The 25,131-nt window shown below is 56.0% G+C and carries 20 protein-coding genes and 2 tRNA genes; 12 read left to right on the top strand and 10 right to left on the bottom strand.

Going from position 1 to position 25,131, the window contains the following annotated elements; translation table 11 throughout:
• The first annotated feature begins 64 nt into the window (after positions 1 to 64).
• The 5 genes from glpX (at position 65) to ACR0L9_RS04760 (ending at position 4,168) form a co-directional block, all read left to right on the top strand.
• The gene (glpX, locus tag ACR0L9_RS04780; protein WP_170422349.1) at positions 65 to 1,048 is read left to right on the top strand and encodes a class II fructose-bisphosphatase; all 984 of its coding nucleotides are present in this window, start codon (positions 65 to 67) and stop codon (positions 1,046 to 1,048) included.
• Between the two features lie 90 nt (positions 1,049 to 1,138).
• The gene (recJ, locus tag ACR0L9_RS04775) at positions 1,139 to 2,881 is read left to right on the top strand and encodes a single-stranded-DNA-specific exonuclease RecJ (protein WP_170817961.1); all 1,743 of its coding nucleotides are present in this window, start codon (positions 1,139 to 1,141) and stop codon (positions 2,879 to 2,881) included.
• A gap of 109 nt (positions 2,882 to 2,990) precedes the next feature.
• Positions 2,991 to 3,065: transfer RNA gene (locus ACR0L9_RS04770), tRNA-Glu, on the top strand.
• Between the two features lie 22 nt (positions 3,066 to 3,087).
• Positions 3,088 to 3,162, top strand: a tRNA-Glu gene (locus ACR0L9_RS04765).
• Positions 3,163 to 3,376: 214 nt separating this feature from the next.
• The gene (locus ACR0L9_RS04760; protein ID WP_480895023.1) at positions 3,377 to 4,168 is read left to right on the top strand and encodes an inositol monophosphatase family protein; all 792 of its coding nucleotides are present in this window, start codon (positions 3,377 to 3,379) and stop codon (positions 4,166 to 4,168) included.
• A gap of 4 nt (positions 4,169 to 4,172) precedes the next feature.
• Here the strand turns inward: ACR0L9_RS04760 and ACR0L9_RS04755 are convergent, their stop codons facing one another.
• Genes ACR0L9_RS04755 through ACR0L9_RS04735 form a run of 5 tightly spaced genes read right to left on the bottom strand, consistent with a single transcriptional unit; the run spans position 4,173 to position 9,576 of the window.
• Positions 4,173 to 4,739: a histidine phosphatase family protein gene (locus ACR0L9_RS04755; RefSeq protein WP_480895021.1), complete on the bottom strand. Its 567-nt coding sequence runs from the start codon at positions 4,737 to 4,739 to the stop codon at positions 4,173 to 4,175.
• On the bottom strand, positions 4,740 to 5,801 hold the full coding sequence (locus ACR0L9_RS04750) for an ABC transporter ATP-binding protein (RefSeq protein WP_170663744.1): 1,062 nt from the start codon (positions 5,799 to 5,801) through the stop codon (positions 4,740 to 4,742).
• Between the two features lie 11 nt (positions 5,802 to 5,812).
• Positions 5,813 to 8,026 (bottom strand): ABC transporter permease, encoded by a 2,214-nt coding sequence (locus ACR0L9_RS04745; RefSeq protein WP_480895018.1) that lies wholly within the window; start codon positions 8,024 to 8,026, stop codon positions 5,813 to 5,815.
• A complete protein-coding gene (locus tag ACR0L9_RS04740) occupies positions 8,027 to 9,052 on the bottom strand; it encodes an ABC transporter substrate-binding protein (protein ID WP_170565762.1) in 1,026 nt (341 codons plus the stop codon).
• A 59-nt stretch (positions 9,053 to 9,111) separates the two neighbouring features.
• Positions 9,112 to 9,576, bottom strand: a complete 465-nt coding sequence (locus ACR0L9_RS04735; RefSeq protein ID WP_170396245.1) for an NUDIX hydrolase — start codon at positions 9,574 to 9,576, stop codon at positions 9,112 to 9,114.
• A gap of 224 nt (positions 9,577 to 9,800) precedes the next feature.
• Here ACR0L9_RS04735 and ACR0L9_RS04730 point away from each other — a divergent pair, with 224 nt between their 5' ends.
• The 6 genes from ACR0L9_RS04730 to ACR0L9_RS04705 are packed head-to-tail and all read left to right on the top strand — an operon-like array spanning position 9,801 to position 15,025.
• The gene (locus ACR0L9_RS04730) at positions 9,801 to 10,655 is read left to right on the top strand and encodes a DeoR/GlpR family DNA-binding transcription regulator (protein WP_480895016.1); all 855 of its coding nucleotides are present in this window, start codon (positions 9,801 to 9,803) and stop codon (positions 10,653 to 10,655) included.
• Between the two features lie 13 nt (positions 10,656 to 10,668).
• The gene (gene phnD, locus ACR0L9_RS04725; protein WP_170396240.1) at positions 10,669 to 11,643 is read left to right on the top strand and encodes a phosphate/phosphite/phosphonate ABC transporter substrate-binding protein; all 975 of its coding nucleotides are present in this window, start codon (positions 10,669 to 10,671) and stop codon (positions 11,641 to 11,643) included.
• Positions 11,644 to 11,701: 58 nt separating this feature from the next.
• Positions 11,702 to 12,496 carry a phosphonate ABC transporter ATP-binding protein gene (gene phnC, locus ACR0L9_RS04720; protein ID WP_170396238.1) on the top strand — a complete coding sequence of 265 codons (795 nt, stop codon included), beginning with the start codon at positions 11,702 to 11,704 and terminating at the stop codon, positions 12,494 to 12,496.
• Positions 12,493 to 13,308, top strand: a complete 816-nt coding sequence (gene phnE / locus ACR0L9_RS04715) for a phosphonate ABC transporter, permease protein PhnE (protein WP_480895014.1) — start codon at positions 12,493 to 12,495, stop codon at positions 13,306 to 13,308. Before phnC ends, phnE (ACR0L9_RS04715) begins: the two co-directional genes overlap by 4 nt.
• The gene (phnE, locus tag ACR0L9_RS04710) at positions 13,308 to 14,123 is read left to right on the top strand and encodes a phosphonate ABC transporter, permease protein PhnE (RefSeq protein WP_170396234.1); all 816 of its coding nucleotides are present in this window, start codon (positions 13,308 to 13,310) and stop codon (positions 14,121 to 14,123) included. Before phnE (ACR0L9_RS04715) ends, phnE (ACR0L9_RS04710) begins: the two co-directional genes overlap by 1 nt.
• Positions 14,087 to 15,025: an HAD-IIA family hydrolase gene (locus ACR0L9_RS04705; protein WP_480895012.1), complete on the top strand. Its 939-nt coding sequence runs from the start codon at positions 14,087 to 14,089 to the stop codon at positions 15,023 to 15,025. The genes phnE (ACR0L9_RS04710) and ACR0L9_RS04705 overlap by 37 nt, the downstream gene beginning before the upstream one ends.
• Before the next feature lie 71 nt (positions 15,026 to 15,096).
• On the opposite strand, the gene ACR0L9_RS04700 is transcribed toward ACR0L9_RS04705, so the two are convergent.
• The 5 genes from ACR0L9_RS04700 to ACR0L9_RS04680 all read right to left on the bottom strand — a co-directional run bounded on the left by ACR0L9_RS04700 (position 15,097) and on the right by ACR0L9_RS04680 (position 23,975).
• The gene (locus ACR0L9_RS04700; RefSeq protein ID WP_480895010.1) at positions 15,097 to 19,515 is read right to left on the bottom strand and encodes a WD40 repeat domain-containing serine/threonine protein kinase; all 4,419 of its coding nucleotides are present in this window, start codon (positions 19,513 to 19,515) and stop codon (positions 15,097 to 15,099) included.
• Positions 19,516 to 19,530: 15 nt separating this feature from the next.
• Complete coding sequence (locus ACR0L9_RS04695; RefSeq protein WP_170396227.1) at positions 19,531 to 19,995, bottom strand: hypothetical protein; 465 nt, start codon at positions 19,993 to 19,995, stop codon at positions 19,531 to 19,533.
• 113 nt (positions 19,996 to 20,108) lie between these two features.
• Positions 20,109 to 20,999 carry an adenylate/guanylate cyclase domain-containing protein gene (locus tag ACR0L9_RS04690; RefSeq protein WP_480895008.1) on the bottom strand — a complete coding sequence of 297 codons (891 nt, stop codon included), beginning with the start codon at positions 20,997 to 20,999 and terminating at the stop codon, positions 20,109 to 20,111.
• Between the two features lie 38 nt (positions 21,000 to 21,037).
• A complete protein-coding gene (locus tag ACR0L9_RS04685; RefSeq protein ID WP_170396223.1) occupies positions 21,038 to 21,751 on the bottom strand; it encodes a response regulator in 714 nt (237 codons plus the stop codon).
• Entirely contained in the window at positions 21,744 to 23,975 is a 2,232-nt protein-coding gene (locus ACR0L9_RS04680) for an ATP-binding protein (RefSeq protein WP_480895006.1), read from the bottom strand. Before ACR0L9_RS04680 ends, ACR0L9_RS04685 begins: the two co-directional genes overlap by 8 nt.
• A gap of 287 nt (positions 23,976 to 24,262) precedes the next feature.
• On the opposite strand from ACR0L9_RS04680, the gene ACR0L9_RS04675 reads away from it, so the two are divergent.
• Complete coding sequence (locus ACR0L9_RS04675; protein WP_255612043.1) at positions 24,263 to 25,075, top strand: alpha/beta fold hydrolase; 813 nt, start codon at positions 24,263 to 24,265, stop codon at positions 25,073 to 25,075.
• Positions 25,076 to 25,131: the final 56 nt, after the last annotated feature.

Below are 25,131 nucleotides of genomic sequence, written 5' to 3'. Positions count from 1 at the left end.
CGGCCTATGCTGCGCGCAGGCTATGCCGGATAAAACGCCTTAGCTGACCAAAGGATATGCGAAGATGAACGCTGCCAAGATCGATTTCAACGACCGCCTGCTGTCTCTGGGCCTTGCACGGGTGGCAGAACAGGCCGCGCTGGCGTCCGCCTCTCTGGTTGGCCGGGGTGATGAGAAAGCTGCCGATCAGGCTGCCGTCAACGCTATGCGTGAACAACTGAACCTTCTGGACATTGAGGGTGTCGTTGTCATTGGTGAGGGCGAGCGTGATGAAGCGCCAATGCTCTATATCGGCGAAGAGGTTGGCACTGGTAACGGCCCAGGCGTAGACATTGCGCTGGACCCGCTTGAAGGCACAACCCTGACCGCCAAGGATATGCCCAACGCGCTGACCGTCATTGCCATGGGCCCGCGCGGCTCAATGCTACACGCTCCGGACGTATACATGGACAAACTGGCCATTGGTCCGGGCTTTCCCGAAGGTGTCGTAAGCTTGGACATGAGCCCGCGCGAGCGAGTTGAAGCGCTGGCCAAGGCCAAAGGCTGCGAGCCTGCGGATATTACCGTATGCATATTGGAGCGTCCTCGCCACGAAGCGATGATTGCTGAAGTCCGCGATACCGGTGCGTCGATCCGCCTGATCACAGATGGCGACGTCGCAGGTGTGATGCATTGCGCCGAAAGCGAAGTGACCGGCATCGACATGTATATGGGTCAAGGTGGCGCGCCCGAGGGTGTGCTTGCCGCAGCCGCGCTGAAATGCATGGGCGGTCAGATCTTTGGCCGCCTGTTGTTCCGTAATGACGACGAACGTGGCCGGGCGGCCAAGGCGGGCATCACAGATCTGGACCGTGTTTATGCGCGCGACGAGATGGTAACGGCGGATGTAATCTTTGCTGCTACTGGGGTCACCGGAGGTTCACTGCTGCCGCGCATCAAGCGGGAACCGGGTTGGGTTGAAACAACGACGCTGCTCATGCGATCAAAAACGGGCTCGGTGCGGCGGATGTCCTACCGCACGCCGATGTGGCCACACAACGAAGCATAGCGGCTTGCGCCAGCGCCTTCAGCAAGAGTATTCATAAAAGACCAAGAGGCCGGATCCGCAGGGGTCCGGCCTTAGTGCATGAGGTGAGATGTGGCATTTCTGGGCGTAGAGCAATCTCTGACGGGGCGACGCTGGATCGGACCGGGGATTGAGGTCGAGCGGTCAGCAGAAATGATGGCGCAGCAGACAGATCTGCCTCGCGCCGTCTGTCAGGTTTTGGCACGGCGCGGTGTACCGGTGATGGAGGCCGCCGGTTTCCTGGAACCCAAGTTGAAGGAACTGCTGCCCGACCCGCGATCGATGAAAGATATGGACGTCGCTGCGGCCCGGTTTCTACAGGCTGTGCGCAAGCGCCAAAAGATCGCAGTGTTTGCTGACTATGATGTGGACGGGGGCAGTTCGGCTGCGTTGTTGTTGGTGTGGCTGCGCCAGATGGGGCTTGACGCGACGCTTTATGTGCCCGACCGGATTGATGAAGGCTATGGGCCAAATGTGCCTGCAATGCAGGAACTTGCGGCTAGCCATGACCTGATCATCTGCGTGGATTGCGGAACGCTGAGCCACGAACCTATCGCGGCGGCGAAGGGTGCGGATGTGATCGTTTTGGATCACCATTTGGGTGCAGAAACCCTGCCGGATTGCGTCGCCGTGGTGAACCCGAACCGACAGGACGAAAGCGGCGATCTGGGCTATCTCTGCGCTGCTGCGGTGGTGTTCCTGATGCTGGTCGAGGCGGGTCGTCAGTTGCGTGAGGCCGGGGCCAAGGGGCCGGATCTGATGGCAATGCTCGATCTGGTGGCGCTGGCCACGGTGGCGGACGTTGCGCCGTTGATCGACGCCAACCGGGCGCTGGTTCGACAGGGCCTGAAAGTGATGACCCAAAGGCAAAGGCCCGGCTTGGTCGCGTTGTCAGACGTGGCGCGCATGGATACCGCGCCCAACAGCTATCATCTGGGGTTTCTGCTGGGGCCGCGCGTCAATGCTGGCGGTCGCATTGGTCAGGCTGATCTTGGCGCGCGGCTGCTGAGCACGGACTCGATCACTGAGGCCGAAGCCTTATCCGAGCGGCTGGATGCCCTGAATTCGGAACGGCGCGAGATCGAAAACGCGGTCCGCGCGGCGGCTTTGGCGCAAGCCGAGGACCGTGGGTTGGATGCGCCGCTGGTCTGGGCCGCAGGCGACGGTTGGCATCCCGGGGTGGTAGGTATCGTTGCTTCGCGGCTGAAAGAGTCGGCAAACCGGCCCGCTATCGTGATCGGGTTCGACGGGGATGAGGGCAAAGGTTCAGGCAGATCGATCTCGGGCGTTGATCTGGGCGCGTCGATCCAGCGACTGGCTGCCGAAGGGCTGCTGGTCAAGGGTGGTGGCCACAAGATGGCGGCCGGTCTCACGGTGATGCGTGATCAGTTGGAGCCTGCAATGTCGCGCCTGTCCGAGCTTCTGGCCAAGCAGGGTGCAGGCCAAGGCGGTCCCGCCGACTTGAAACTGGACGGGGCGCTGATGCCCGGGGCCGCGACAGTCGATCTGATCGAACAGGTAGAGAAAGCGGGTCCTTTCGGGGCCGGTGCCCCTGCCCCGCGCTATGCGCTGCCTGATCTGCAAGTGCGCTTTGCTAAACGCGTGGGCGAAACACATTTGAAGCTGTCACTTTCGGATGGAATGTCTGGCGGACTGGATGCCATCGCCTTTGGCGCGTTCGACGGCCCGTTGGGGGATCGCCTGTCTAATCACGGCGGTGCGCGGTTCCATTTCGCGGGTCGGCTTGAGGTGAATACCTGGGGCGGACGACAGAGCGTGCAGCTGCGGCTGGAAGACGCGGCAGAAGCTGTCTGACAACCGTTTCAACGCCGCTCAGGAACGGCCAAAAAAGTTTCACAGCCTTGCGTTTTTCGTCTTGCGGGGGGGGAAGGTAAACCGTAAAAGGCCCTCCACAAGCCAGCGTGGCCCGTTCGTCTATCGGTTAGGACGCCAGGTTTTCAACCTGGAAAGAGGGGTTCGATTCCCCTACGGGCTACCACTTGTGCTTGTCTGGTCTAAATGGCCCGTTCGTCTATCGGTTAGGACGCCAGGTTTTCAACCTGGAAAGAGGGGTTCGATTCCCCTACGGGCTACCATTTTCTTCAATGCTAAAATCGTTCCCGGCGACGTATTCTTACAGCATCGTGTTTAGCACGAAACCTGCGCGCCCCGTTTTGAAGACGCGAAATGCGGTTGAAGGCACGCCTGTCAATGGCTGCCTCGGACCGAGTTCACCAGCATTTGGTATTTGCCATTCCATCACCAAGCCTGCACAGTTTTGGCCAACAACAGATATGATTTGGATTCCCAATGGATTACCTCAAAGAACGCAAAGACTTCGCGATCGCGATCTGCAAGGAAGCTGGCACAATCGCCTTCAGATATTTCTCCGACCGGGGCGGTTTGATCGTCGATCAAAAAGGCGCACAGGATTGGGTCAGCGAGGCAGACCGGAATGTCGAAACCTTCATCCGCCAGAGGATCGCCGAGGCTTGGCCCAACGATGGCATATTTGGCGAAGAGCATGGTGAAACACAAGGTTCAAGTGGATTTGACTGGGTGATCGATCCAATCGATGGCACCACGAATTTCGTCAATGGCATTCCGGCCTGGACCATCGTTCTGGCGGGCGTCGCTGAGGAAAATACCGAGATCGGAGTAATCCATGACCCAAATATCAATGAGACCTTCGTAGCCTCGCGCGGAGGTGGGGCAACACTGAATGATGCGCCAATGAGGGTCGCTTCGGGTGTTGCGCTGCATCAAGGAACGGTGGCAGTGGGTTATTCGAACCGGGTGGATAACCGTAACATTGTTCCAATCGTCGCGAACCTGATCGAGCGTGGGGCCATGTTTCACAGAAACGCCAGTGGCGCGCTGTCATTGGCCTATGTCGCAGCGGGCCGGCTGCTTGGCTATGTCGAAGAACATATGAACGCCTGGGATTGTCTGGCTGGTCAATTGATGATCGCGGAAGCAGGCGGCGTGGTCGAAGATCAGGACGCAGGTGTAATGATCCGCAACGGCGGTCGGGTGATCGCTGGTACTCCGGATGTGTTTGATACTTTGTGTGAAATCTCGGAGAACGCGTGGCAGGCCTGACAATCTAGTCGATTGAGCGCCATCCGCTCAGCGGTTTAAGGTCCGTTAGATCGGCTTGCCAATAATGGCCTTGCCCGGGCTGATCATACCTCCGATCAATGGGGCAGCCCGACAAGGAGCACCACAGAAGGGTCCCGACGGCCCCATGGGTAACGATGGCGAGGTCACTGCCATCATGCGTTTCGATAATTGAAGTTACTGCTTGGTTTATACGCCGCTGGGCGGCAACGGCAGTTTCCCAGCCGCGAAAACTGGTGTTGGGGTCGGCAAAGAATGCGTCAGCGGCAGCTTCGAACCGGTCACGCGGCAGAAAACCGGTGGCGCTTCGATCATTCTCGCCAAGTGCGGCATCTTGTTTTATCCGCAGGCTTCGGGGCGCGGCCAGGATGTCGGCCGTCTCGCGGGCCTTTTGCTCGGTGCTGGCCCATAGGTGGGTAACTTCTGCAAAAATTCCGCTGGTTGCGAAGGCCGCAGCGCGGCGGCGGCCTTCCGCGCTAAGCCCCCAGTCCTGAATGGGGATGTTCGGGTCAATGATGACCTCGGGGTGCGTGATGATTAGAAGACAGGGCATCTATTCGGGCAAAAGCACCGGACCTTTCTCGGCGAAGGCCATCTGTACTTCTGTACCCGGCTCTAGCGGCGCATCGACATCGTCATGGACTGCAAAGACCTGTCCGAACGCACCGGTCAGAGTGTACTCCATTCGGACACCCACATAGGTGGCTTTGGAGACGGTCGCTGCAACCCCTTGCGCGGCTCCGATCACAAGTCGAGAAGGCCGGATGGCGACGGTCGCAGGCCCTTCGGTCAAGCCACGGGATGCCAAGGTATGGCGGTAGCCTTCGATCTCGATGGTGGCCATGTCGCCGTCGACCGAGATGATCTGGCAGGCAAGCAGATTGGCCTCACCAATAAAATCCGCAACGAAGCGATCATTTGGGGCGTCATAAAGCTGGCGAGGCGTGCCAATCTGGGCAATCGCGGCATTCCGCATCACGACGATTTCGTCGGACACCGCCAGAGCCTCTTCCTGATCGTGTGTCACGTAGACGACGGTCAGGCCAAGGTCTTGCTGAATGGCCCGGATGTCCTCGCGCACCTGGCGGCGTAATTTCGCGTCGAGGTTCGAAAGCGGTTCATCAAACAACAGCACCTGTGGTTCCAACACTAAAGCCCGCGCTACAGCGACGCGCTGCTGTTGGCCACCAGACAGTTCTGACGGGAGACGGCCGTCAAAACCTTTCAGGCCAACCAGCTCCAAACCGTCCAGCGCGCGGCGGCGGGCCTCGTCTTTAGCAAAGCCCGAGAACGTGAGGCCATACATCACGTTCTCAAGCACGCTCATATGAGGAAACAGCGCATAGGACTGGAACACCATAGATACGTCGCGATCCGTCGCGGGCAGTTTGGTCACATCGCGATCCCCGATGGTGATCTTTCCTGAGGTGGCCATTTCGAGCCCTGCGATCATCCTCAGCGTCGTCGTCTTGCCGCAGCCTGACGGGCCCAACAGCGTGACCAGTTTTCCTGCATCGACATTCAGGTCAATATTGTCGACGGCAACGACATCCTTGCCAAACATCTTTGTGACGGACTCGAACCGAACCGGCGCGGCTTTGGACTGCAGGCTCATGTCAAACTCTCCTAAACATTGGTCCGCGACTGCGTCATTCGTCGCCCGATCTTGGTCCGGCCCACGATCAACTGCATAAGGGCAACCACTGACAGCATCACAAAGATCAGATTGGTGGAATAGGCGATGGCGAGACCATAGTCGTTATTCTCGACCCGCCCGATGATATAGCTGGTCGCCATGTCATATTCCGCGCTGACCAGAAAGATCACGGCCGAAATCGCCGTCATGGCCCGCACGAAACTGTAGACAAGGGCGGCAAGAATTGCCGGGCGTAGCAGAGGCAGGATGATCCGGCGGAAAGTCTGCCAGGAATTTGCCCCGAGGGTCAGAGATGACTCGTCAAGACTGCGATCCAGTTGCGACATGCTGGCGATGCCGGCTCGGACACCGACCGGCATATTGCGGAAGATGAAGCTGACAACAAGGATGACACCCGTGCCCGTAATCTCGATCGGTGGCACGTTGAAGGCGAGAATGTAGCTGACACCGATCACCGTGCCAGGGATGGCAAAGGACAGCATGGTGCCGAACTCAAAGGCATCTTTACCCGCGAAACTCTGTCGGGTCAGAAGGTAGGCCGTCACGAGCCCCACGGCAGCCGTCAGTGGAGCAGCAATTGCGGCGATGGTGATAGTCGTCCAGAAACTGTCCCATGCGGCTCCTGTCCAGCGAATACCCTCTGCTTCAAACCGAACCGAGAAGGCAGTGACGTAGTGCTTGAACGTCAGGGAATTATTGACTCCCCACAGTTCAACCACGCTGCCGTAGACGATCATGGCGTAGACGACGATGGTAAACACCGCCCAGCCAAGGGCGACGGTTAGCACCGGGATGGAAAGGCCGGTTGGCATCAATGGATGTACGCCAGCGTCACCTTTGCCCGTGACTGTGGTGTAGCTTTTCTTACCCAGCCAGGCTCGCTGCGCGTAGAAGGCTGAAAGCGTGAAGAACAGAAGCACCATGGCCAGAACCGCAGCGCGGCCTTGATCATATTGCGCACCAACAATTGCAAAGAAAATCTCGGTCGACAGCACATCGAAATTGCCACCTAGCACAAGTGGGTTGCCGAAATCGGCCATGCTTTCGATGAAGCCCAGAAGGAAAGCATTGGCAAGGCCAGGGCGCATTAACGGTAGGGACACGGTTTTGAACGTCTGCCATCTATTCGCGCGCAATGTCTGGGCCGCTTCTTCCATCGAGGGAGACACCCCTTCAACGACGCCAATCAGCACAAGGAAGGCGATGGGTGTAAATGCCAACGTCTGCGCAATCAGAACACCCGGCATGCCATACAGCCAGCGAGTGGGTTGGGTGCCGAACAATTCGGCAAAGAACTGCGTTACTGAACCCGACAATCCAAACAGCAGGATCAGCGCTAGGCCGATCACGAACGGTGGCGTGATAATCGGCAGAACCGTCAGTGCGCGCAACGCGCGCTTGTACCGAAAGCCCGAGCGGGTCACGACAAGCGCAAAGCACAAGCCGAGCGCAGTGGTGATGAAGCCGACGAGGATGGCCAGAAACAGTGAGTTCCATGCCGCCCCGCATCGTGCGCCCCAGAAACATCCCAGCCCCCAAAGCCGGTCGTCAAAGAACTTCGAGAAGAACACTGCGATGGAGTACGCGCCCTCTTCCGTCACAAAGGCAGCGAACAGCATCTTGGCGATGGGAAAGAACACAAACGCGGTGACGATGGTGATCACACCGCCGATGGCGCTGACCACGAAGACGTCTCCGTTAATCGCCCCACGTGCGGCGACACCCTGGGTCAGAAGGAACAGAAAACTCGACGCGCAGATCATCGCGCCATAGCCCATGCCGAATTGCCGATCACCGAGCTCTCCGAACAAGGCTTCCAGCCAATCGAAATTGTAGCCTCGGATTCCGATGCTGAACCCTTGCGCGATCAGCCAGCCGAAGCCCAGTGCCCCTGACAGGATCAGAATGCGCGCATACAGCGGATCTGATTTGGCGCGCCTTAGTACCGAAAGCGGCAATAGTAGAGCGATAAGAAGCGGCGCAAGCCACAGTTTTTCGCCCTGACCGATCAGAAAGGCAGCAGGCGCATAATCTTCGTCAAACGGGTAGCCGTCCAAAAGCCACTCGAACGACCACAGGCCACCGTCAACCATGTACCACGGCAGCAGGCAGAATCCGACCCACCCGGCGATGACCCAGAAGATCAGAACCGGATGGGTCGTTTTTGTCGTGTCGTCAGTCATTTACTGCGGCAGTACCGAAACCTCTTCGTCCCATTTCTGCAGCAAGCGCTTGCGCTCATCCGACGAGCCGTATTTCTTGAAGTCATAGTCGATCAGCTTGATCTGGCTCATGTCAGGCGCGCTTTCCGAAGTTTCAGCACCTTTGTTTGACGGCACTTGGAAGGCATTTACCTGAAGGGCGAGGTTCTGCGCCTCGGGCGACAATGCCCAGTCATAGAACTTCTTGGCCTCTTCTTCGTTGCGCGCGCCTTCGATGATCGACATCGAACCGATTTCGTAACCAGTACCTTCACATGGCGCGACGACTTTGATCGGGAAACCCGATACCGCCTGCTTTACTGCGTCATGCATGAAAACGATACCAATTGTATTCTCGCCTCGACCAGCAGCCTTGATCGGTGCCGAGCCCGACTTGGTGTATTGGTTGATGTTCGAATGCAGCCCCTTCATGAACTCAAATCCTTCGTCCTCGCCGAAGATTTGCACCATCGAGGCCAGGGTCGTGTAGGCCGTACCTGATGAGTTCGGGTTCGCCATCTGAACGTGCCCCTTGTACTCGGGCTTCAGAAGGTCCTTCCAGCAAGCAGGTTCGGGAAGGTTGTTCGCGGCGACAAGATCGGCATTGTAGCCGTAACCAAGCGCACCTGAATAGATGCCGATGGTCTTGTTACCCGCGCTTTCCGCCTGAGAAATCGCCCAATCATGAAGCTGGTCACGCATCGGCGACATGTATTCCATCGTCAGGCCCTCTTCTGCGGCCTGCAGATGCGGATCCCCCGTTCCGCCCCACCAAACGTCACCCTTTGGGTTGGAGCTTTCTGCACGGATCTGAGCAAATGTCTCACCCGAGGATTTACGGGTCATATTAACGTCGATGCCGGTCGCGTCCTCAAAACTGCGCGCCATAAGCTGGCACCAATCCTCTTGCGCAGAACAATAAAGTGTCAACTTGTCAGCCTGTGCCGCTGACATCGATGCGGCAAGGGCAATAAGCGATCCCAACGTTGTGGATGTAAATTTCTTCATTGATTTCTCTCCCTTTAAGTTCACTGCGTCCGGATTTCCCGGCTCTTATATGCCCTTCCTCATGCGGCCTTTCGCAATTTTTCGATAACAGCCAACGTCTCTTGATTATCTGACAGGCTCTTTAACAAACGCGCCAGTTCTTTCTCTTCGACAAGCTTTGCGGCCTTGGCAGGTGAGAACCAGTGGCGCTTGCGTTCGTCGCGTTCCTTCCAACGGCGTTTGAGCCGTTCCACAATCAACGGATAAAGCGTTACGCGGCAAGGCACGCTGCTTTTACCCTCGTATCGCTTGTCATAGTGAAAGCACCCGATCGATTTCTTGGAGATAAAGCCAACCGCTCCGGCCTCTTCCAAAGCTTCGATTTCAGCGGCATGCCAAGGCTTCTTACCATCCATCATCCAACCTTTGGGGATGACCCACCGCCCCCGGTCACGCGAAGTGACCATGAGAACCCGCAGCTTGTCGGACTTGTCCCATCGCACTGGAAGCGCACCGATCTGATCTGTGAATTCGGTCTTGCTCATGCGCGCGCTCTTGGCTCTGGCACTACGCAAAGGGCAATGGCAACACATACGTGCTGTTGAACAAGGTGGCTACATCCAGAACGCCGGTGCACTTCGATTGCTACGCCTCGAAATAGAAACAGTTCTTTGAAGTCTCACAATGAATCGTGGGCTTTGCAACAGAAATTGTTGCAAAACGACTGAAACGCCACAAAAGTGAGATTGAAACCGAGTCGGATTGCCAGATGCCCAAAGCGGAAACGCGCGATAAGAAAACCAACAAGGGCCAGAGTCGGTTCAAGAAATCCGACCGTCGCCGTGAGATATTGTTGGAGTTGAAGCTTCGCCCGCACGTCCGGATCAGCGAATTGGCGCAGCGTTTCAATGTTTCGGCGGAAACGGTGCGCAGGGATTTTGATGCCCTGGCCGATGATGGGCTGATCTCGCGGGCGCATGGCGGTGCCTCTGCCCCGATACAAGGACGTTATCCAAGTCTGGATGAGCGCACCCACGCCCGCCTTGATGAGCGTGAAAAGATCGGCAAATGCGCAGCTGACCTGGTTCAGGAAGGCGAGACGGTGATGATCGATTCCGGCTCAACCACGATCGAGATGGCCCGTATGTTGGCGTATCGGGGCATTCACTGCACGGCAATTACGAATTCGATACCGGTGGCCATGACCCTTGGTCACGCACCAGTTGAAGTCATTCTATGCCCAGGCGAATATCTGACCGCCGAGTCCGCCACGATCGGGACAGATACACTGGATTTCCTGTCTCGTTTCAACGTCGATCGTTGCATGATTGGCGCGTCCGGCCTGTCAGAAGAAGGGCCGTCAGAGACCGTGCGCGGTTTCGCAACCGTCAAACGGATGATGCTGGCACGCGCCGCGACGCGACATCTTCTGATCGGGTCCGAGAAATTCGACCGCAAAGGTTTGACCCGTGTGGGCGACCTTGACGGGTTGAATTCAATCGTAACTGATACCAAACCAACAGGGGATTTGCTTGGCGCGATCAACGACGCCGGGGTGAAGATTCTTGTCGCTGAGCAGTCCTTACAAAGAACGACAAACCGTGGACAGAAAAGCCACGCATGACTGGGAGGAAGAAATGAAATTTGATATCAAACTACTGATCGGAGCTTCCGCAATCGCGCTCTTGTCACTGTCGGGCACGGCTTCGGCGCAAGACTGCCCGCGCGGTGATCTGGATGCGCGGTTCTGCGATGCCGATGGCGATCTGATCGCGGATATCCCCGCTGATCCTGCCGATCAGATTGATCCTGATACTCTGATCTTTGCCTACACCCCGGTTGAAGACCCTGCCGTATACAAAACTGCTTGGTCAGACTTTCTTGATCATCTGAAAGCGGAAACTGGCAAAGACGTTGTTTTCTTTCCAGTTCAGAACAACGCGGCCCAGATTGAGGCCATGCGTTCGGGGCGTCTGCATATTGCGGGCTTCAATACCGGTTCAAACCCGTTGGCCGTGAACTGCGCCGGATTCAGGCCCTTCACGATCATGGCGTCGAAAGACGGAAACTTCGGATACGAGATGGAGATCATCACCTATCCCGGTTCAGGCATCGAAAAGGTTGAGGATATCAAGGGCAAGCAATTGGCCTTTACTTCTCCTACTTCGAACTCGGGCTTCAAAGCGCCGTCAGCGATCCTGAAAAGCGACTTTGATCTGCTACCCGAACGCGATTTTGAGCCGGTTTATTCGGGCAAGCATGACAACTCGATCTTGGGTGTCGCCAATAAGGACTATCTGGCTGCCTCGATCGCTAATTCGGTCAAATCGCGGATGATCTCGCGCGATGTGATCAACGAAGACGACGTCATCACGATCTACAAGTCGCAGACCTTCCCGACGACAGGCTTTGGAACCGTGTACAACCTGACGCCGGAGCTACAGGAGAAAATCCGCAATGCCTTCTTCAGCTTCGACTGGGAGGGAACGACGCTTGAGGCTGAGTTCTCGAAATCGAATGAAGGTCAGTTCCTTGAGATGACCTATCAGGAGTTCTGGGACGTCATCCGCAAGATCGACGCGGCCAACGGCGTTTCCTACGCCTGCCAGTAATCGATACTACATCCAACGGGCCCTGCGGGGCCCGTTACCACCCGAACCGGGGGCATAAATGCTGCGGCTTCAAAAGCTTACAAAAACTTATAAAACCGGCGATCAGGCCCTGAAGGCGATCGATCTAGATGTGCCAAAGGGCCAGGTTCTGGCGCTGATCGGGCCTTCTGGTGCTGGCAAATCCACCATGATCCGCTGCATTAACCGTTTGGTTGAACCCACAAGTGGCGAGGTTCTGCTGGACGACGTGGACCTGGTCAAACTCGGCTCGGGCGCGCTGCGGAAAGCACGTCGTGAAATGGGGATGATCTTTCAGGAATACGCACTGGTTGAACGCCTGACTGTCATGGAAAATGTACTGTCGGGACGGCTGGGATATGTTGGGTTTTGGCGGAGCTTCCTGCGACGTTACCCCCAGTCTGACGTGGATGATGCATTCCGCCTGCTGGATCGCGTGGGTCTGTTGCATATGGCCGACAAACGCGCGGACGAACTGTCAGGTGGTCAGCGTCAGCGGGTTGGAATATGCCGGGCGCTAATCCAAAATCCCAAGCTTCTGCTGGTCGATGAACCGACCGCCTCACTGGACCCAAAAACCAGCCGTCAGATCATGCGCTTGATTACCGAGCTGTGTCAGGAACGCGGATTAGCCGCGATAATCAACATTCATGACGTGGCCCTTGCGCAAATGTTCGTACCGCGCGTCGTTGGCCTACGCTTTGGTGAAATCGTATTTGACGGCCTCCCCTCTGGGCTTACGCCTGACAAGTTGACCGAAATCTATGGCGAAGAAGACTGGGAAGCGACCATAGAGAAAGTTGAAGACGACGAAGAGATCGAGGCCGCGGAATGAGCCATCCCGAACTTGATGACCAGCTGGGCAAAGGCTGGCGGAAACCGGCCTTCGTCAAAAACGCCTTACTGCGCTGGACCTTGATCGTTGGATTCGTCGCCTATCTGATTGCGGCATTTATGACCATCGAGGTGGATTGGGGCCGGGTTTATGAAGGCTTGGATCGCGGTTGGGCTTTTGTCCTTGCTTTCACAAGCCCGGATTTCATATCGCGCTGGAGCGATATCTGGAGCGGTCTTCTTGAGAGCATCGTGATGACCGTTGCAGCGTCGGTGGTGGGCATCCTGATATCGATCCCGATCGGACTGGGCGCTGCACGCAATATTGCGCCTCTCCCGGTCTATGTGATCTGCCGAGGCATTGTTGCGATCAGCCGCGCCCTGCAAGAGATTATCGTCGCCATTCTTCTGGTTGCCATCTTTGGGTTCGGACCTTTGGCCGGCTTCCTGACACTGTCCTTCGCCACTATCGGTTTCCTGTCCAAGCTCTTGGCTGAAGACATCGAGGCCATGGACAAAGTGCAGGCCGAGGCGATCAAAGCCTCGGGCGCGCGATGGATGCAATGGATCAACTACGGCGTGCAGCCACAGGTCATGCCGCGACTGGTCGGGCTGTCGATGTACAGGATCGATATCAACTTTCGCGAAAGTGCAATTCTTGGGCTTGTGGGGGCCGGTGGCATTGGGGCAACGCTGAATACGGCGTTTGACCGTTATGAGTATGACACTGCGGCAGCCATTCTGATCCTGATCATCGGGATCGTCATGGCGCTCGAATACCTCTCGGGTATCATCCGCGCGAGGGTCCAGTAATGCCAGTGCTTGAACATGAAGGTACGCAAATCTGGCGCAGACGCACGACCGGTCAAAGCCTTGTGCGTTGGTTTTGCTGGCTGTTGGGTGTGGCGGTCTTTGTCTACTGCTGGCAGATCATCTCGGCCTCGACGACATGGTTCTTTGTGTGGGACGCACCCCGGATCGCGAACGATATCTGGACCCGCGCGACACCACCAAAGTGGGATTACATCACGCAGCTAGGCCGCCCGATCTGGGACACGCTGAACATCGCCACACTTGGTACGATCATTGCGCTGTTCCTTGCCGTACCGGTCGCCTTTCTGGCCGCCCGCAACACCACGCCGTCGGCCGTGTTCATCCGCCCCATCGCGTTACTGATCATCGTCTCAACCCGCTCGATCAACTCGTTGATCTGGGCGCTTTTGTTAATCGCAATCATTGGTCCCGGAGTGTTCGCAGGTGTTATCGCCATAGCCATTCGTTCGATCGGCTTCTGCGCCAAGCTTCTCTATGAAGCCATCGAGGAAATTGATCACACCCAAGTCGAAGCCATCACCGCCACCGGCGCATCCCGCTGGCAGGTCATGGCATATGGAATCGTCCCGCAAATATTGCCCGCCTTTGCCGGGATCGCCGTATTCCGCTGGGACATCAATATTCGCGAGTCTACGGTTCTTGGCCTTGTGGGCGCAGGCGGCATCGGGCTGCAATTGTCGGCGTCGCTGAACGTTCTGGCATGGCCGCAGGTCAGCCTTATCCTGATCGTCATTCTGATTGCCGTCATGATCAGCGAATGGGTGTCTGCCAAAGTACGAGGGGCAATTATTTGAGCCGCTTCACGACCCAAGAGGCTTTCGACGCCTACGAGGCCGTTCGGCATCGGCTTCCGGCTGCTGAACCGGCTGTTCAATCCTATCAGCATGCGAACACTTTGATGGATATTGCTGAAGGCTTCGATGTATTCCTTCTGGATGCGTTCGGTGTCCTCAATATCGGCGAGACTGCAATTCCCGGTACAGCCGCGCGGATTGATCAGCTCAAAGCCATGGGTAAACGCGTTCTGGTCGTCTCGAATGCAGCTGGTCACCCTCATGCGGCGCTCGTCGAGAAATACGCCCGGCTGGGATATGATTTTGCGTCAGAGGATATCATCACAAGCCGCGCAACACTGCTGGCAGAGCTGGGCGGTCAACGCGCGCTGCATTGGGGTTTGATGGCAACACCCAGCACCGGCCTTCGCGATCTGGAAGATTTGAACCTGACTTATCTCGATGACGATCCCGAGCCCTATGACTCGGTTGAGGGGTTTCTGATGATCGGCTCAGCCGTCTGGTCCGAGGCACGTCAGGCTCATTTGGAAGCAGCCCTGCTAAAACGCCCGCGTCCGGTATTGGTTGGAAATCCGGACATAGTCGCACCACGCGAGCACGGGTTTTCAGACGAACCCGGTCTGTTCGCGCATCGTCTTGCCGATCGAACCGGCGTTGTACCCGAATTCTTCGGCAAACCATTTGAGAATATTTTTGACTTGGCTTTTAAGCGACTTGGCCGGGTCGATAAAACTCGCGTGCTTATGGTTGGTGACAGCTTGCATACCGACATATTGGGGGCCCATGCTGCCGGAATCGCCTCGGCCCTGATTTCGGGGTACGGTTTTTTCGCAGGGCATGACGTCGATGACGCAATCACACAGGCGCAGATCATGCCGGATTTCGTTGTGAACCGACCATAATCTGATCACGCCTGCTTAGTTCCGCTTCAAATCCAAGCGCCCGCCCGTGCTTTTCAATACTCGCCATGTGATCAATTCGCGAAGGCATCACAGGTCGTTGTTGGCTCATCGCTTCCCAAATACTGAACCCTGCGCCCTTCATCGAAGGTTGGACTGCCCAACGCACATGCGACCTCTAAGCTCAACCTGTCCCAAACCCGAACATCACCAGCTTCGCTGGTTGTCGCAAAAGAATTTCCGTCTGGTGCCAGCGCAATACGCCAGGTCGGGCCTGCATGAATCTTTTCGACAGGCATGAGCCGACGGTGCGTCGCGGTATCCCACCAATGCAGTTCCCCAGATCGGTCGATTGCCACCAAGGTTGCCTCATCCGCCAAAAAGGCAACATCTGTCGCCCCACCCTTATGACCGCCATAAGCGGCAAGCTCTTCGCCGGTTTCAACATCCCACACCTTGACCACCTCATCGCTGGAAGCAGTTGCAGCCTGTGCGCCATCACGACTGAAAGCAACACTCCAAAGCGTGTTGTCATCAGCTTCAATCACTCTGATCAACTGACCGCCGCCAATCGACCAAATATAGACCTTACCATCCACCGAGGCCGCTGCCAGCATACCGCCATCTTCAGAGACGGCGACACGATTTGCCTGAATGTCAGCTGGCGCAAAGCTCTTGACCAAATCAGCGTCTGAGATATCGATTTGCAGCACTCCATCTCCTGTCGCCACAAAGACCTCGGGACCTGACCCCGGCATGATCGACCAGACGGGAGCCTGCCCCAGATCGAGTTGATTTTTCAGCCGCATGGCAGCCGTGTCCCAGATTTTCAAGCCGCCTTCGCGATCACCAGTCACCATGGTTTTGCCATCCAGCGAGAAAGAGATCGCCCACACCTGGCTTTCATGCCCCTTCAGCTGCATGGGTTTCATGGAAGCCCCCATCTTCCAGACCCAGATATTCCCCTCACTGTCACCGATGGCTATAGACTTTGCATCCGGCGTATAAGCGATGCCCAGCGCCTTTGCCCCGTTCTGCAAAACAAGCGTGTCTTTGCCGCCGGGGTCGATCCCAATCCGCCAGAGACGTACCTGCTGATCCCGGCCCAAAGTCGCCAGCAACGGGGCATTTTGGGCGACTTCAAGGTCCACAACCCTCTGACTGTGCGCTTGCACCACGTCGCCAACACTTTCCATGTTTGAATTTTCCAATCGCAGCGTTCCGTCTGCCCCTGCCCCTACCAGCAGATTGTCCGGCGCGGTAAATGCTGCTGCTACGATGTCGGTACTATCTGAAAAACGATCAACAATTGGAGAACCATCCGGAAAACCAATCGTCGTGACCTTCCCGTTCGTATGGGATACCGCGAATGTTCTCCCGTCGCGGCTGAAGGACAGGTGATCGGGGTCAGGCCCCAGCGGACCGCCCGGTATCGGCGGAAATGCAGGCGTAGCCTTTGCGTCGACCCAGCCGAATATGCCACCATCGACATTTCCGGCTACAAGTCCTTCTGAAACGGGCGAAAACGCGACCTTTTTGAAGCCCAGCGGCATTTTCGCCAATGGCTCTCCAATTTGCATTCCATTGGAAACGTTCCAGAGGCGAACGGTCCCGTCACCGGTCGCCGACGCGATACGCTTGCCGGTGGAATCAAAGGCCACGCCAAATGCGACGTCATTGCCAGAGAACAGTGTCGTGATCGGGCCGTATCTGGCCGAACCAACATTCCAAAGGCGGACATCCCCATCCGTTGCCGCTGAAACCAGCAACTCTCCATCGGGAGAGAATGCAACATCCCTTATCCCGCCGGAATGCCCCACCAGTTCAGCAATAACCGCTCCGCCGGATTCAGCCCTATGAACCACGATGCGCCCATCACGCAATCCAACCGCAACACGCGTACCGGATGCATCAATAGCCATCGTCTGCGCGTCACCAACCGTAAACGGGCTGCCCAGTGGGACAAGCCCACCCTCACCCAGATTTTGCCGAGCCATCAGCATCGCCGCCCTCGCTTCTGATGTCGAACCAGCAGTTTCGGCTCGGACAATCGCTTCGGCGCTGAGTGACAGGGCAAGCAAGGGATCTGTATCCGATAACCCGTTCGCCGCAGCGCCTAGCGCCCTTGCGAACCTTTCATTGGCTTCAGCTGTTGCGGCAACGGCCATCTGTCTGTTGCTTTCGGCAAGGTTGGACGCGCGGATAGCCAAGAAAGACGAAACCGTTGCGCCAATGGCCAGCAAGGCAAGGGCAGCAACGGCAACTTGATTGATACGTCGACGCCGACGCCGGCGCATTTTGGATGCAGCCTGCGCTTGGTCACGCGCATCTCGTGCAGCGCCCAGAAATTCCCGCTCTAACGCACCGAGGATATTCTGGTTCTTCACCGACCATTCTTCAGCCGACAACAACCTTGTGCCGCGATAAAGTAAATCGGGCTCGCGATTTTCAACATCCCACTCTGCAGCGTCATGCTGAATACGCTGACGCATGCGCAGATCATCGCGGCTTTCTTCGATCCATGAATTAAGTCGCGGCCATGTACGCAGCAGCGCCTCATGCGCAATCTGAACATTTTTGTCATCCAGCGTCAGCAACCGCGCATCTGTCAAAGCTTCAACGACCCGCCGCGTTGTGTCCGGGTCCGAGTCGCGCTCGATCTCATCGATCGGCAACAACCGCCGTGTGTCCGGTGTCCCCTCGCCGGGCGTAACCAGACGCAAGAATAGCCGCCGGGTTGCTTCTTGCTGAACTTTGTCAAAAACGTCTGTAAAAAGTGTCTCTGCTGTCTGGCTGATTGCCCCTGTGACACCACCGGACTGACGGTAGCCGTCCAGAGACATGACCGCACCTTTACGTCGGCTCCATGTTTCATACAGAGAATGCGCCACCAGCGGGAGCGAACCCGCTTCGCGCCCGGCCTCATCAACGATCGCATCAATAAGGGACCTGTCCATGTGCAAACCAGCTGCATGTGCCGGTTCGCTGATTGCGCGGCGCAGCTCGGGCCGTGTCATCGGCCCGACCAAAAACTGGTTTTCCGAGATTCGATCCGCAAGCCACGGTATCTCTGCACAGGATGCATAAAAGTCCGCACGGATTGTCAGCACGATACGAACACGGCTATCTGCGGGGTCTGTCATAGCTGACAAAGCTTCGATGAACTTGCTTCTGCGTTCCTGTTTGACCAGCGTGAACAATTCTTCGAACTGATCAATGCAGATCAACAACTCTCCTTCATTCGCGGTGGCCAAACGGCGCGCCGCACTCGGATAGGCGATGAAGTCGTTGAGCGAGACCTGAGCCGTAAGGTGAGAATTGTCGCCGATGAGTTGAAAGTACAAATCGGTCATTGGATCGCGCCCGGGGGTAAAAACACAAACGCGCCAGTTTTCGCTACCGGATATCGCGTTGGCAGCGATCGCTGGCAGCAGCCCTGCTCGCAGAACGGATGATTTACCACTGCCGGATGAGCCACCCAGAACCAATATCCGGCTCTGTTGAAGCCGGGTCACAAGTTCCTCAACAAGATCCTCGCGACCAAAGAAATAGTCGGAATCCTCTGGCTGGAACGCGGCGAGCCCTTTGTAGGGGCATTCCACCCTACTTTCCGATATCTGCGTCACCGCTTCGGATGCGGCCTCTCGCCGGTCACGATCCAACGCATCATTCATTGCACTGCGCCAGGACACCATATCCAAAAAACGCGCCTGCGGGTCCATTGCCATCCCGTGCTCAATGCAATCGCGCCACATTTCCGGCAGGCTGGAAAGATACTCGGTAACGCGATGGAATGGCGGCGGCGCCTTTCCCGTCAGGACATGCCACATCAGCGCGCTGGCCGAATAAATGTCGGTCATCGGCGTCACGGGTTGCCCGTGCTCAGCTTGTTCTGGCGCTTGGTAGAGCGGTGTCCCAGCCATCATGGTCGCGCCGGTCACACCGATCGCTAAATCCTTTGCAATACCGAGATCCGCCAGAAAAACCCTCTCGTCTAGGCCGACCAAAGCATCAGAAACCGTCGTGCTGTTATCGTCTTTGGACCGCTTCACTCGTTGCAGAAGGACATTTGCGGGTTTGACGTCCCGATGCACGACATTCGCGTCGTGAACCGCAGACAAGCCATCTGCCATTGCATCAATCAGTATTTCCACACCTTCGCGTTTGGCCAAAGCAGCGGGGCTTAGACGCTTTAGTCGGTCGGCCAATGTGCCGCGATCCGCGTAGTCCATGACAAAATAGGGCCGCCCGTCCTCCAAACGCCCCACGTCATGCACGGAGACAACGCGCGGAGATCGAATGCGCCGCAACAGACGGGCTTCTTCGAGAAAATGGGTGATGACTTTGTCATTTGTCGCAAGGTTGGCATGCAGAATCTTGAGGGTTACCGGTACCTCCAACTCGTCATCCCGCGCAAGGACAACCGCCGCGAACCCACCGCTCGCGATTTCACGGTCAACAGCGTAACGGCCGATGAACGCAGGAAAAGTCATGATATTCTTGGCGCTTCAGAGGTGCTCTTGCACATCCACGCAATGATACTTGGTCGCATCCAATATGTTGTGGTCCCTATCGGCAGCAGTAACGCACAGTGTCGTCCCTCCCTCGCGCGCCGATGTCGAGGCCGCCTCCTTCGTCACATAGCTTGGGTAATCATCGTGCCGATGCCACCTGCCCTGAACGGCATTGAATTCGCTTTGGGCATTTCTGCCGACTTGCTCAACGGAATAGCTTTCGCCCCACCATGTATGGAAATGGTTCTTCGATACGTCCGGAGTGAAATTCGCGTCATAGTTTACAAGCAGTTCGTCACCCTCTTTGGCGACCGATACAATCTGCACCTCACATCCATCCACAGGGCAGGCATTGGGCATCGCTGACTGGGCAGTTGCATCAGCACCAAACAAGAGTGTAGCTGCACCCAGGATCAGAGCGCCCTGACGAAGCTGGTTTCCTGAAGTATTCAATGACATCATTCCCTCCCAATCTTGGTTGAAATACGCAATTGGTGCCGATTCTAGCACAATCGCGAGTTTCTTTCTGAGACTTTCACCACAGAAGCCAGAATTCAGGCGTGCCACGTCGTTTATCGGCGGACGACCTCAAACTCTAATGGGCGCGCATCAGAGTGCAAAATTGATAGTGCAGGCGATATCAGCCCGCTATCGGCCAGCATTATGTTCTCGCGCTTAAGCTGGATTTCACGCGCATTCTCGAATTGTACGTAAGTTCCCGACGAACTGCGATCCGCCAGCATCAGCTTCCCGCCTTTCATGCTGAGTACCGCATGCAGTCGCGAAACCCACGGCTCAGGCAGGATGACATCGCATTGACTGGATCTGCCGATCGTTAGCTCCCCGCCTTCCCGACACCGCCAGGTATGATCGTCGTGATAAAGAATGAGCGCAAAGCTTTCATTCTGCTGAATGCCCTCAGATCCGCTGGCCGTCTGCGTCGGCAGATGCATCACGGTGCTTAACCCGTCCGTTGAGGCCACGATTGAATAGGCTTTGACCGGGTCACTCACACCTTTCAGGCGAAGCGATCCGATTGGGGTGAGCATCTGGAGACTTTCGGGGCTTAGATCCTTGGCGACGCTTTCGCTGACACAAGCTTCACCCGGATTGGCCGCGGCCGCCAAACGTGCGGTCAGATTTACTGTTTCGCCAAATATCCCATTATCGCCAATAACAACGGGACCTTGATGAACACCCGCGTGGACCGACAGTAATGTTCCGGGCGGTTTCTGAATCATCTCTACAACCGCGTTTACGGCGGCCTCGGGTTCCTTGAAATAGGACAAGACATCATCGCCTTTTTGCCCCACAGGAACTCCGCCAAACCCAAGTAGAACCTCACGCAATCGATCGATTTCAAACTGAATCAACTGCTGCGCCTGATCGTCCCCCATTTCTTCGTAGAACGGAGTGCTGTCAGAAATGTCAGCAATTATGGTCGTGACGAGCTTGGTTTCCACGGTGCTACTCGCAATGTGTTTGTCCGGAACGGCAAACCCTATTTGGGATCATAAACATAACCTATACCCCGCACGGTTCTGATGATTTCCGGCTTTTCCGGGTTGGTTTCAAGCTTCCGGCGCAGTCTGGATATTCTGATATCAATGCTGCGATCGAACGGATCCCAGGACCGGTCATGCGCTTGTTCTAGCAACTGATCACGGTTCAAAACACGCCCTTTGTTTTCAGCAAACACCTTGAGCAAACTATACTCCATCGCGGTTAGCGGGACCTCGGATCCATCCGGCGCAAGAAGTTTGGCTGCCTCTTTATCCAGCGTGTAGTCGCCAAAAAGGGCCAAATTGCCTTCGGAGGCATCTGCGGGCAGACTTTCGTTTATGGCCCCTCGGCGCAATAGGGCCTTGATCCGCGCTTCCAGTTCCCGAAGATCAACCGGCTTTCCAAGATAGTCATCTGCCCCCATCTCAAGCCCGATGATCCGGTCCACTACATCGCCTGCTGCAGTTAACATGATCACGGGCGTCGTGTTTTCAGGGCGAAGCGATCTGAGGATCGAAAGACCGTCTTCCTTTGGCATATTGATATCCATGATCATGACATCAACAGCACGAGAGGAGATGACAGACCGGAGCTCTTCTCCGCCAGCGGCTGCAGAAACCTCGTACCCGCGTTTGCTCAGATATTCCTGAAGCATCTCGCGCACGTCGATCTCGTCATCGCAAACCAGGATATGGGTTTTCTGGTCATTCATCCGTTTGATCCTTCTGATCGGCGAGCAGCTTTCCGACAAGTATTCTCAGTTCCGAAGGCGAGACGGGTTTTTCCAGATAGGGCAGACCGGATTCCTTCAGCAGTCCCAATGAGCTTTCACCCATGGTGTCCCCGGTGATGTATGCTGTCCGGGTCAGCATTTTCGGAAAACGCGCCACCAGCGCCTCATAAATCTTGCGTCCGTCAACACCGGGCATGTTCATATCACTTAGGAATACATCGTAGTTGGCGGACTGCAGTTGCCTGAGCGCCTCTTCCCCTGAGGTAACGAAATCAACGTGAAAGCCGTCCTTCCGCAGTATCTCGGCATTGATCTCACCCACTTCGACCTCATCATCCACGACCAATGCACGGTGCTTGGCAAAATTCGCGGCGGGTTCGGGTTTTTCTTCAGCCACATCATTTTGCATCTTTGCGACGGGCAGAGTTATCCGGAAGCAGGTGCCGGAGATAGCGGCCTGATCAAGCCTGATCTGACCGCCATGGGACAGAATGATCCGGTGACAGAAAGCAAGCCCAATCCCGGTGCCGTCACCCACTTCTTTTGTGGTGAAGAACGGCTCGAAGATACGTGCGCGTATGGCTTTGGGGATACCGGGGCCATTGTCCTGAACCGTGATCTCAACCATTCCGATGGCAGGCTTGACCTCGGCAGACAGCATGATCTGGTCGCCGATGCCGGATGCGGTCATGGCCTGCTCGGCATTGATGATAAGATTCAAGACGACTTGCGTAAGCTGGTCCGCATCCCCGGCAACTGCAGGCAGGTCTGCTGGCACACTTTGCTCAATGCGAATTTCGCCTGATGAGCTACCGTACCCGGCGACATCCGCAGCTGTTTCGATCATGCTGGGAACATCAACCTGCTCGATCTTGCTGGGCTGCTGACGCGCCATCGCCAGAAAGGTCTTTACAATCTTCGCGCAGCGTTCTGCAGCATTGCCGATTTTTTCAATCCTGACACCGAGATCGGGGTCGGAAATTTCTTCCTTCAACATCAACGAATGACCCACAACAACCGACAACGGATTGTTAAGCTCGTGCGCCACACCCGCGAGTAGTTCGCCAAGCGCAGACATCTTTTCGTTCTGGAACAGCAGCTCTCGTTGCTTTTCAAGCTCAGCCTCAATGGCCAATTCATCGGTCAGATCGCGGGTATTGGAAACGATTACTTCTTCACCATTGAACTCGATCAGCCGTGAAGAATCCGCCCCCCAGAACTTTCGCCCGCTTGCATCGACGAACTCCATACGCCGATCCTTAAGCGCCCCCGCTTGCCGGAGGTCTTTCAGGTACCGTTCGCGCTCATTCGGGTCCGCATAGTAGGATTTCGAACTTTCTGCTTCACCAAACAGCGCCTTTATCTCGGGCGTAGCAAACAGCACCTCGCCGGTGTCGGCATGCGTCATGTTGATGGCTGCTGGATAAGCCTCCATGACCTGACGGATCAAGGCATCAGCCTCTTTCTGGACGGTTAGATCGATCACGCTGGTCACGATGACTTCTTCGCCTTTGTAATCGATCAATTGAGACGAAATCGACGCAGGGAAGGTTTTGCCAGCCGCATTAATCAAGTCGAGCTTGTAGTCATCGACACGACCATCGGCCAGAAGCTGGGTTACAAAATCCGCGCGCTCTTCCGGCTTTTGATAATGCTGTTTTGCAGATTTGGAAGGTCCAAACATCTGCAGCGCAGCAGGCGTGCGATACAGTATCTGACCATCACCAATCCGCGCCATAGTTACGATTGCCGAACTGGCATCCAGCACCTTTCGGATCAATAGATCGCCGTCGCGCTCTTCGACCTCGGCTTGTTTGCGTTCGGTGATATCCTCACGCGTGACGACAAATCCGCCGAACTTGGTGGGATGAACAGAAACCAGGTAGGTGCGCCCATCCGTTTCCATCAGCTCAAAGTCTTGGATGAACTCGACCCCATTAGCCAACCGGTCCGAAACCCACTGCTGTTCATTGCCGATGGCCTCGGCGTAAATTCCCCGGCGCGCTGTCTCGCGCATCAGGATTTCCCAGTCCAGTCCGGGTTGCAGCAGGTCGGCAACCCCCTTGTTCATCTCGGCATATCGTTGATTGAACAGGACAAGGCGGCGATCATCATCATAGAGGGCGAACCCTTCTTTGAGAGATTCGATCGCATCACGAAGAAGGTCCCGCGCCTTCTCGATTTCTTCAAATTCGTTCGCCATGCCCATCGTCATCCTGAATTTTTAGGATACCATTGTTTCAATGCCATTTCAAAATCAGCATCGCGTGTTTCAATTGTTTCAATAGGTGCCAACTCAGCCAAGTACAGGCCGATAAACCTGTTTGTTTTTGAGCCAGATAGCAAGTTGTGTGACCTGCTTCACAGAGCAACAACTGAAACACTTGGCACCGCTTCCAGACATCACAATGAAACATAGAAAGGTCAGTTATTGCCCATCTTAAGTGCGATTGGGTAAGAACGATGACTATTTCCTTTAGAACTACTGAAATGATTAACGCACCTATTTTTGCGTTGCATTCTTCGGCGTCCAATAGTGGGCAATGGAACCAACTGGCGGCGGATCTGGAAGGTCGCTTTAGTGTTCACGCTGTTGATCTTCCCGGGTACGGTCGTAGCCCGTTGACTGGAGATAACTCTCAAAACGGTGCGGCGTTTTCTGCCATACCGGTAATCCGCGAAATCGAAGCGCTGGGACGCCCCGTTCATCTTGTTGGACATTCCAACGGCGGAGGTATTGCCATCAAGATCGCGTTGATGCGTCCTGATCTTGTCAAAAGCCTGACGGTATATGAGCCTGCAGCCTTTCATTTTCTGAAGGCTGGCAATGAGGTCAGCAAGAAACTGTTCGGGCAAATCCAGCTTCTCGCGGGTGTGGTGAGCGCCGCAGCAGCGGATGGCGATGCCGCTGCTGGTATGCATCACTTTTTGGATTTCTGGAACGAGAAGGGGTTTTGGAACTCGCTGCCCGCGCAGGCCCGGGATCGGTTCATTGGGATGATCCCATCAGTCATGTCTGATTTTGCAAATGGTTTTGCTGAAACCTGGCAACTGAAGGACCTGTCCAAGCTTGAAATACCGACGTTGGTAATGACTGGTTTGGAGTCACCTGAGATTGCGCAGCACGTCTCGGTTGAGATCGCGAAGGCTTTGCCCAATGCGCGGATCGCGTTGCTGCCCGAGCTGGGCCATATGGCGCCGGTCTTCCTGCCCGAATGGATCAACTCAAGGATTTTCGAACACGTGGCCAATGTGGAGCGGCCCGTTGAAACTGTCAGCTGGCCAGAACGTCAAGCTGCCTGACCGGGGCCGCATTTAGCAATGCGGCCTTCATCAAACCACTGCCACATCAAAAAGGA

This window comes from Ruegeria sp. I3, assembly GCF_056532525.1.
The sequence above is the reverse complement of the archived record's forward strand: the minus strand, read 5'-3'. Positions and strand labels throughout refer to the sequence as shown.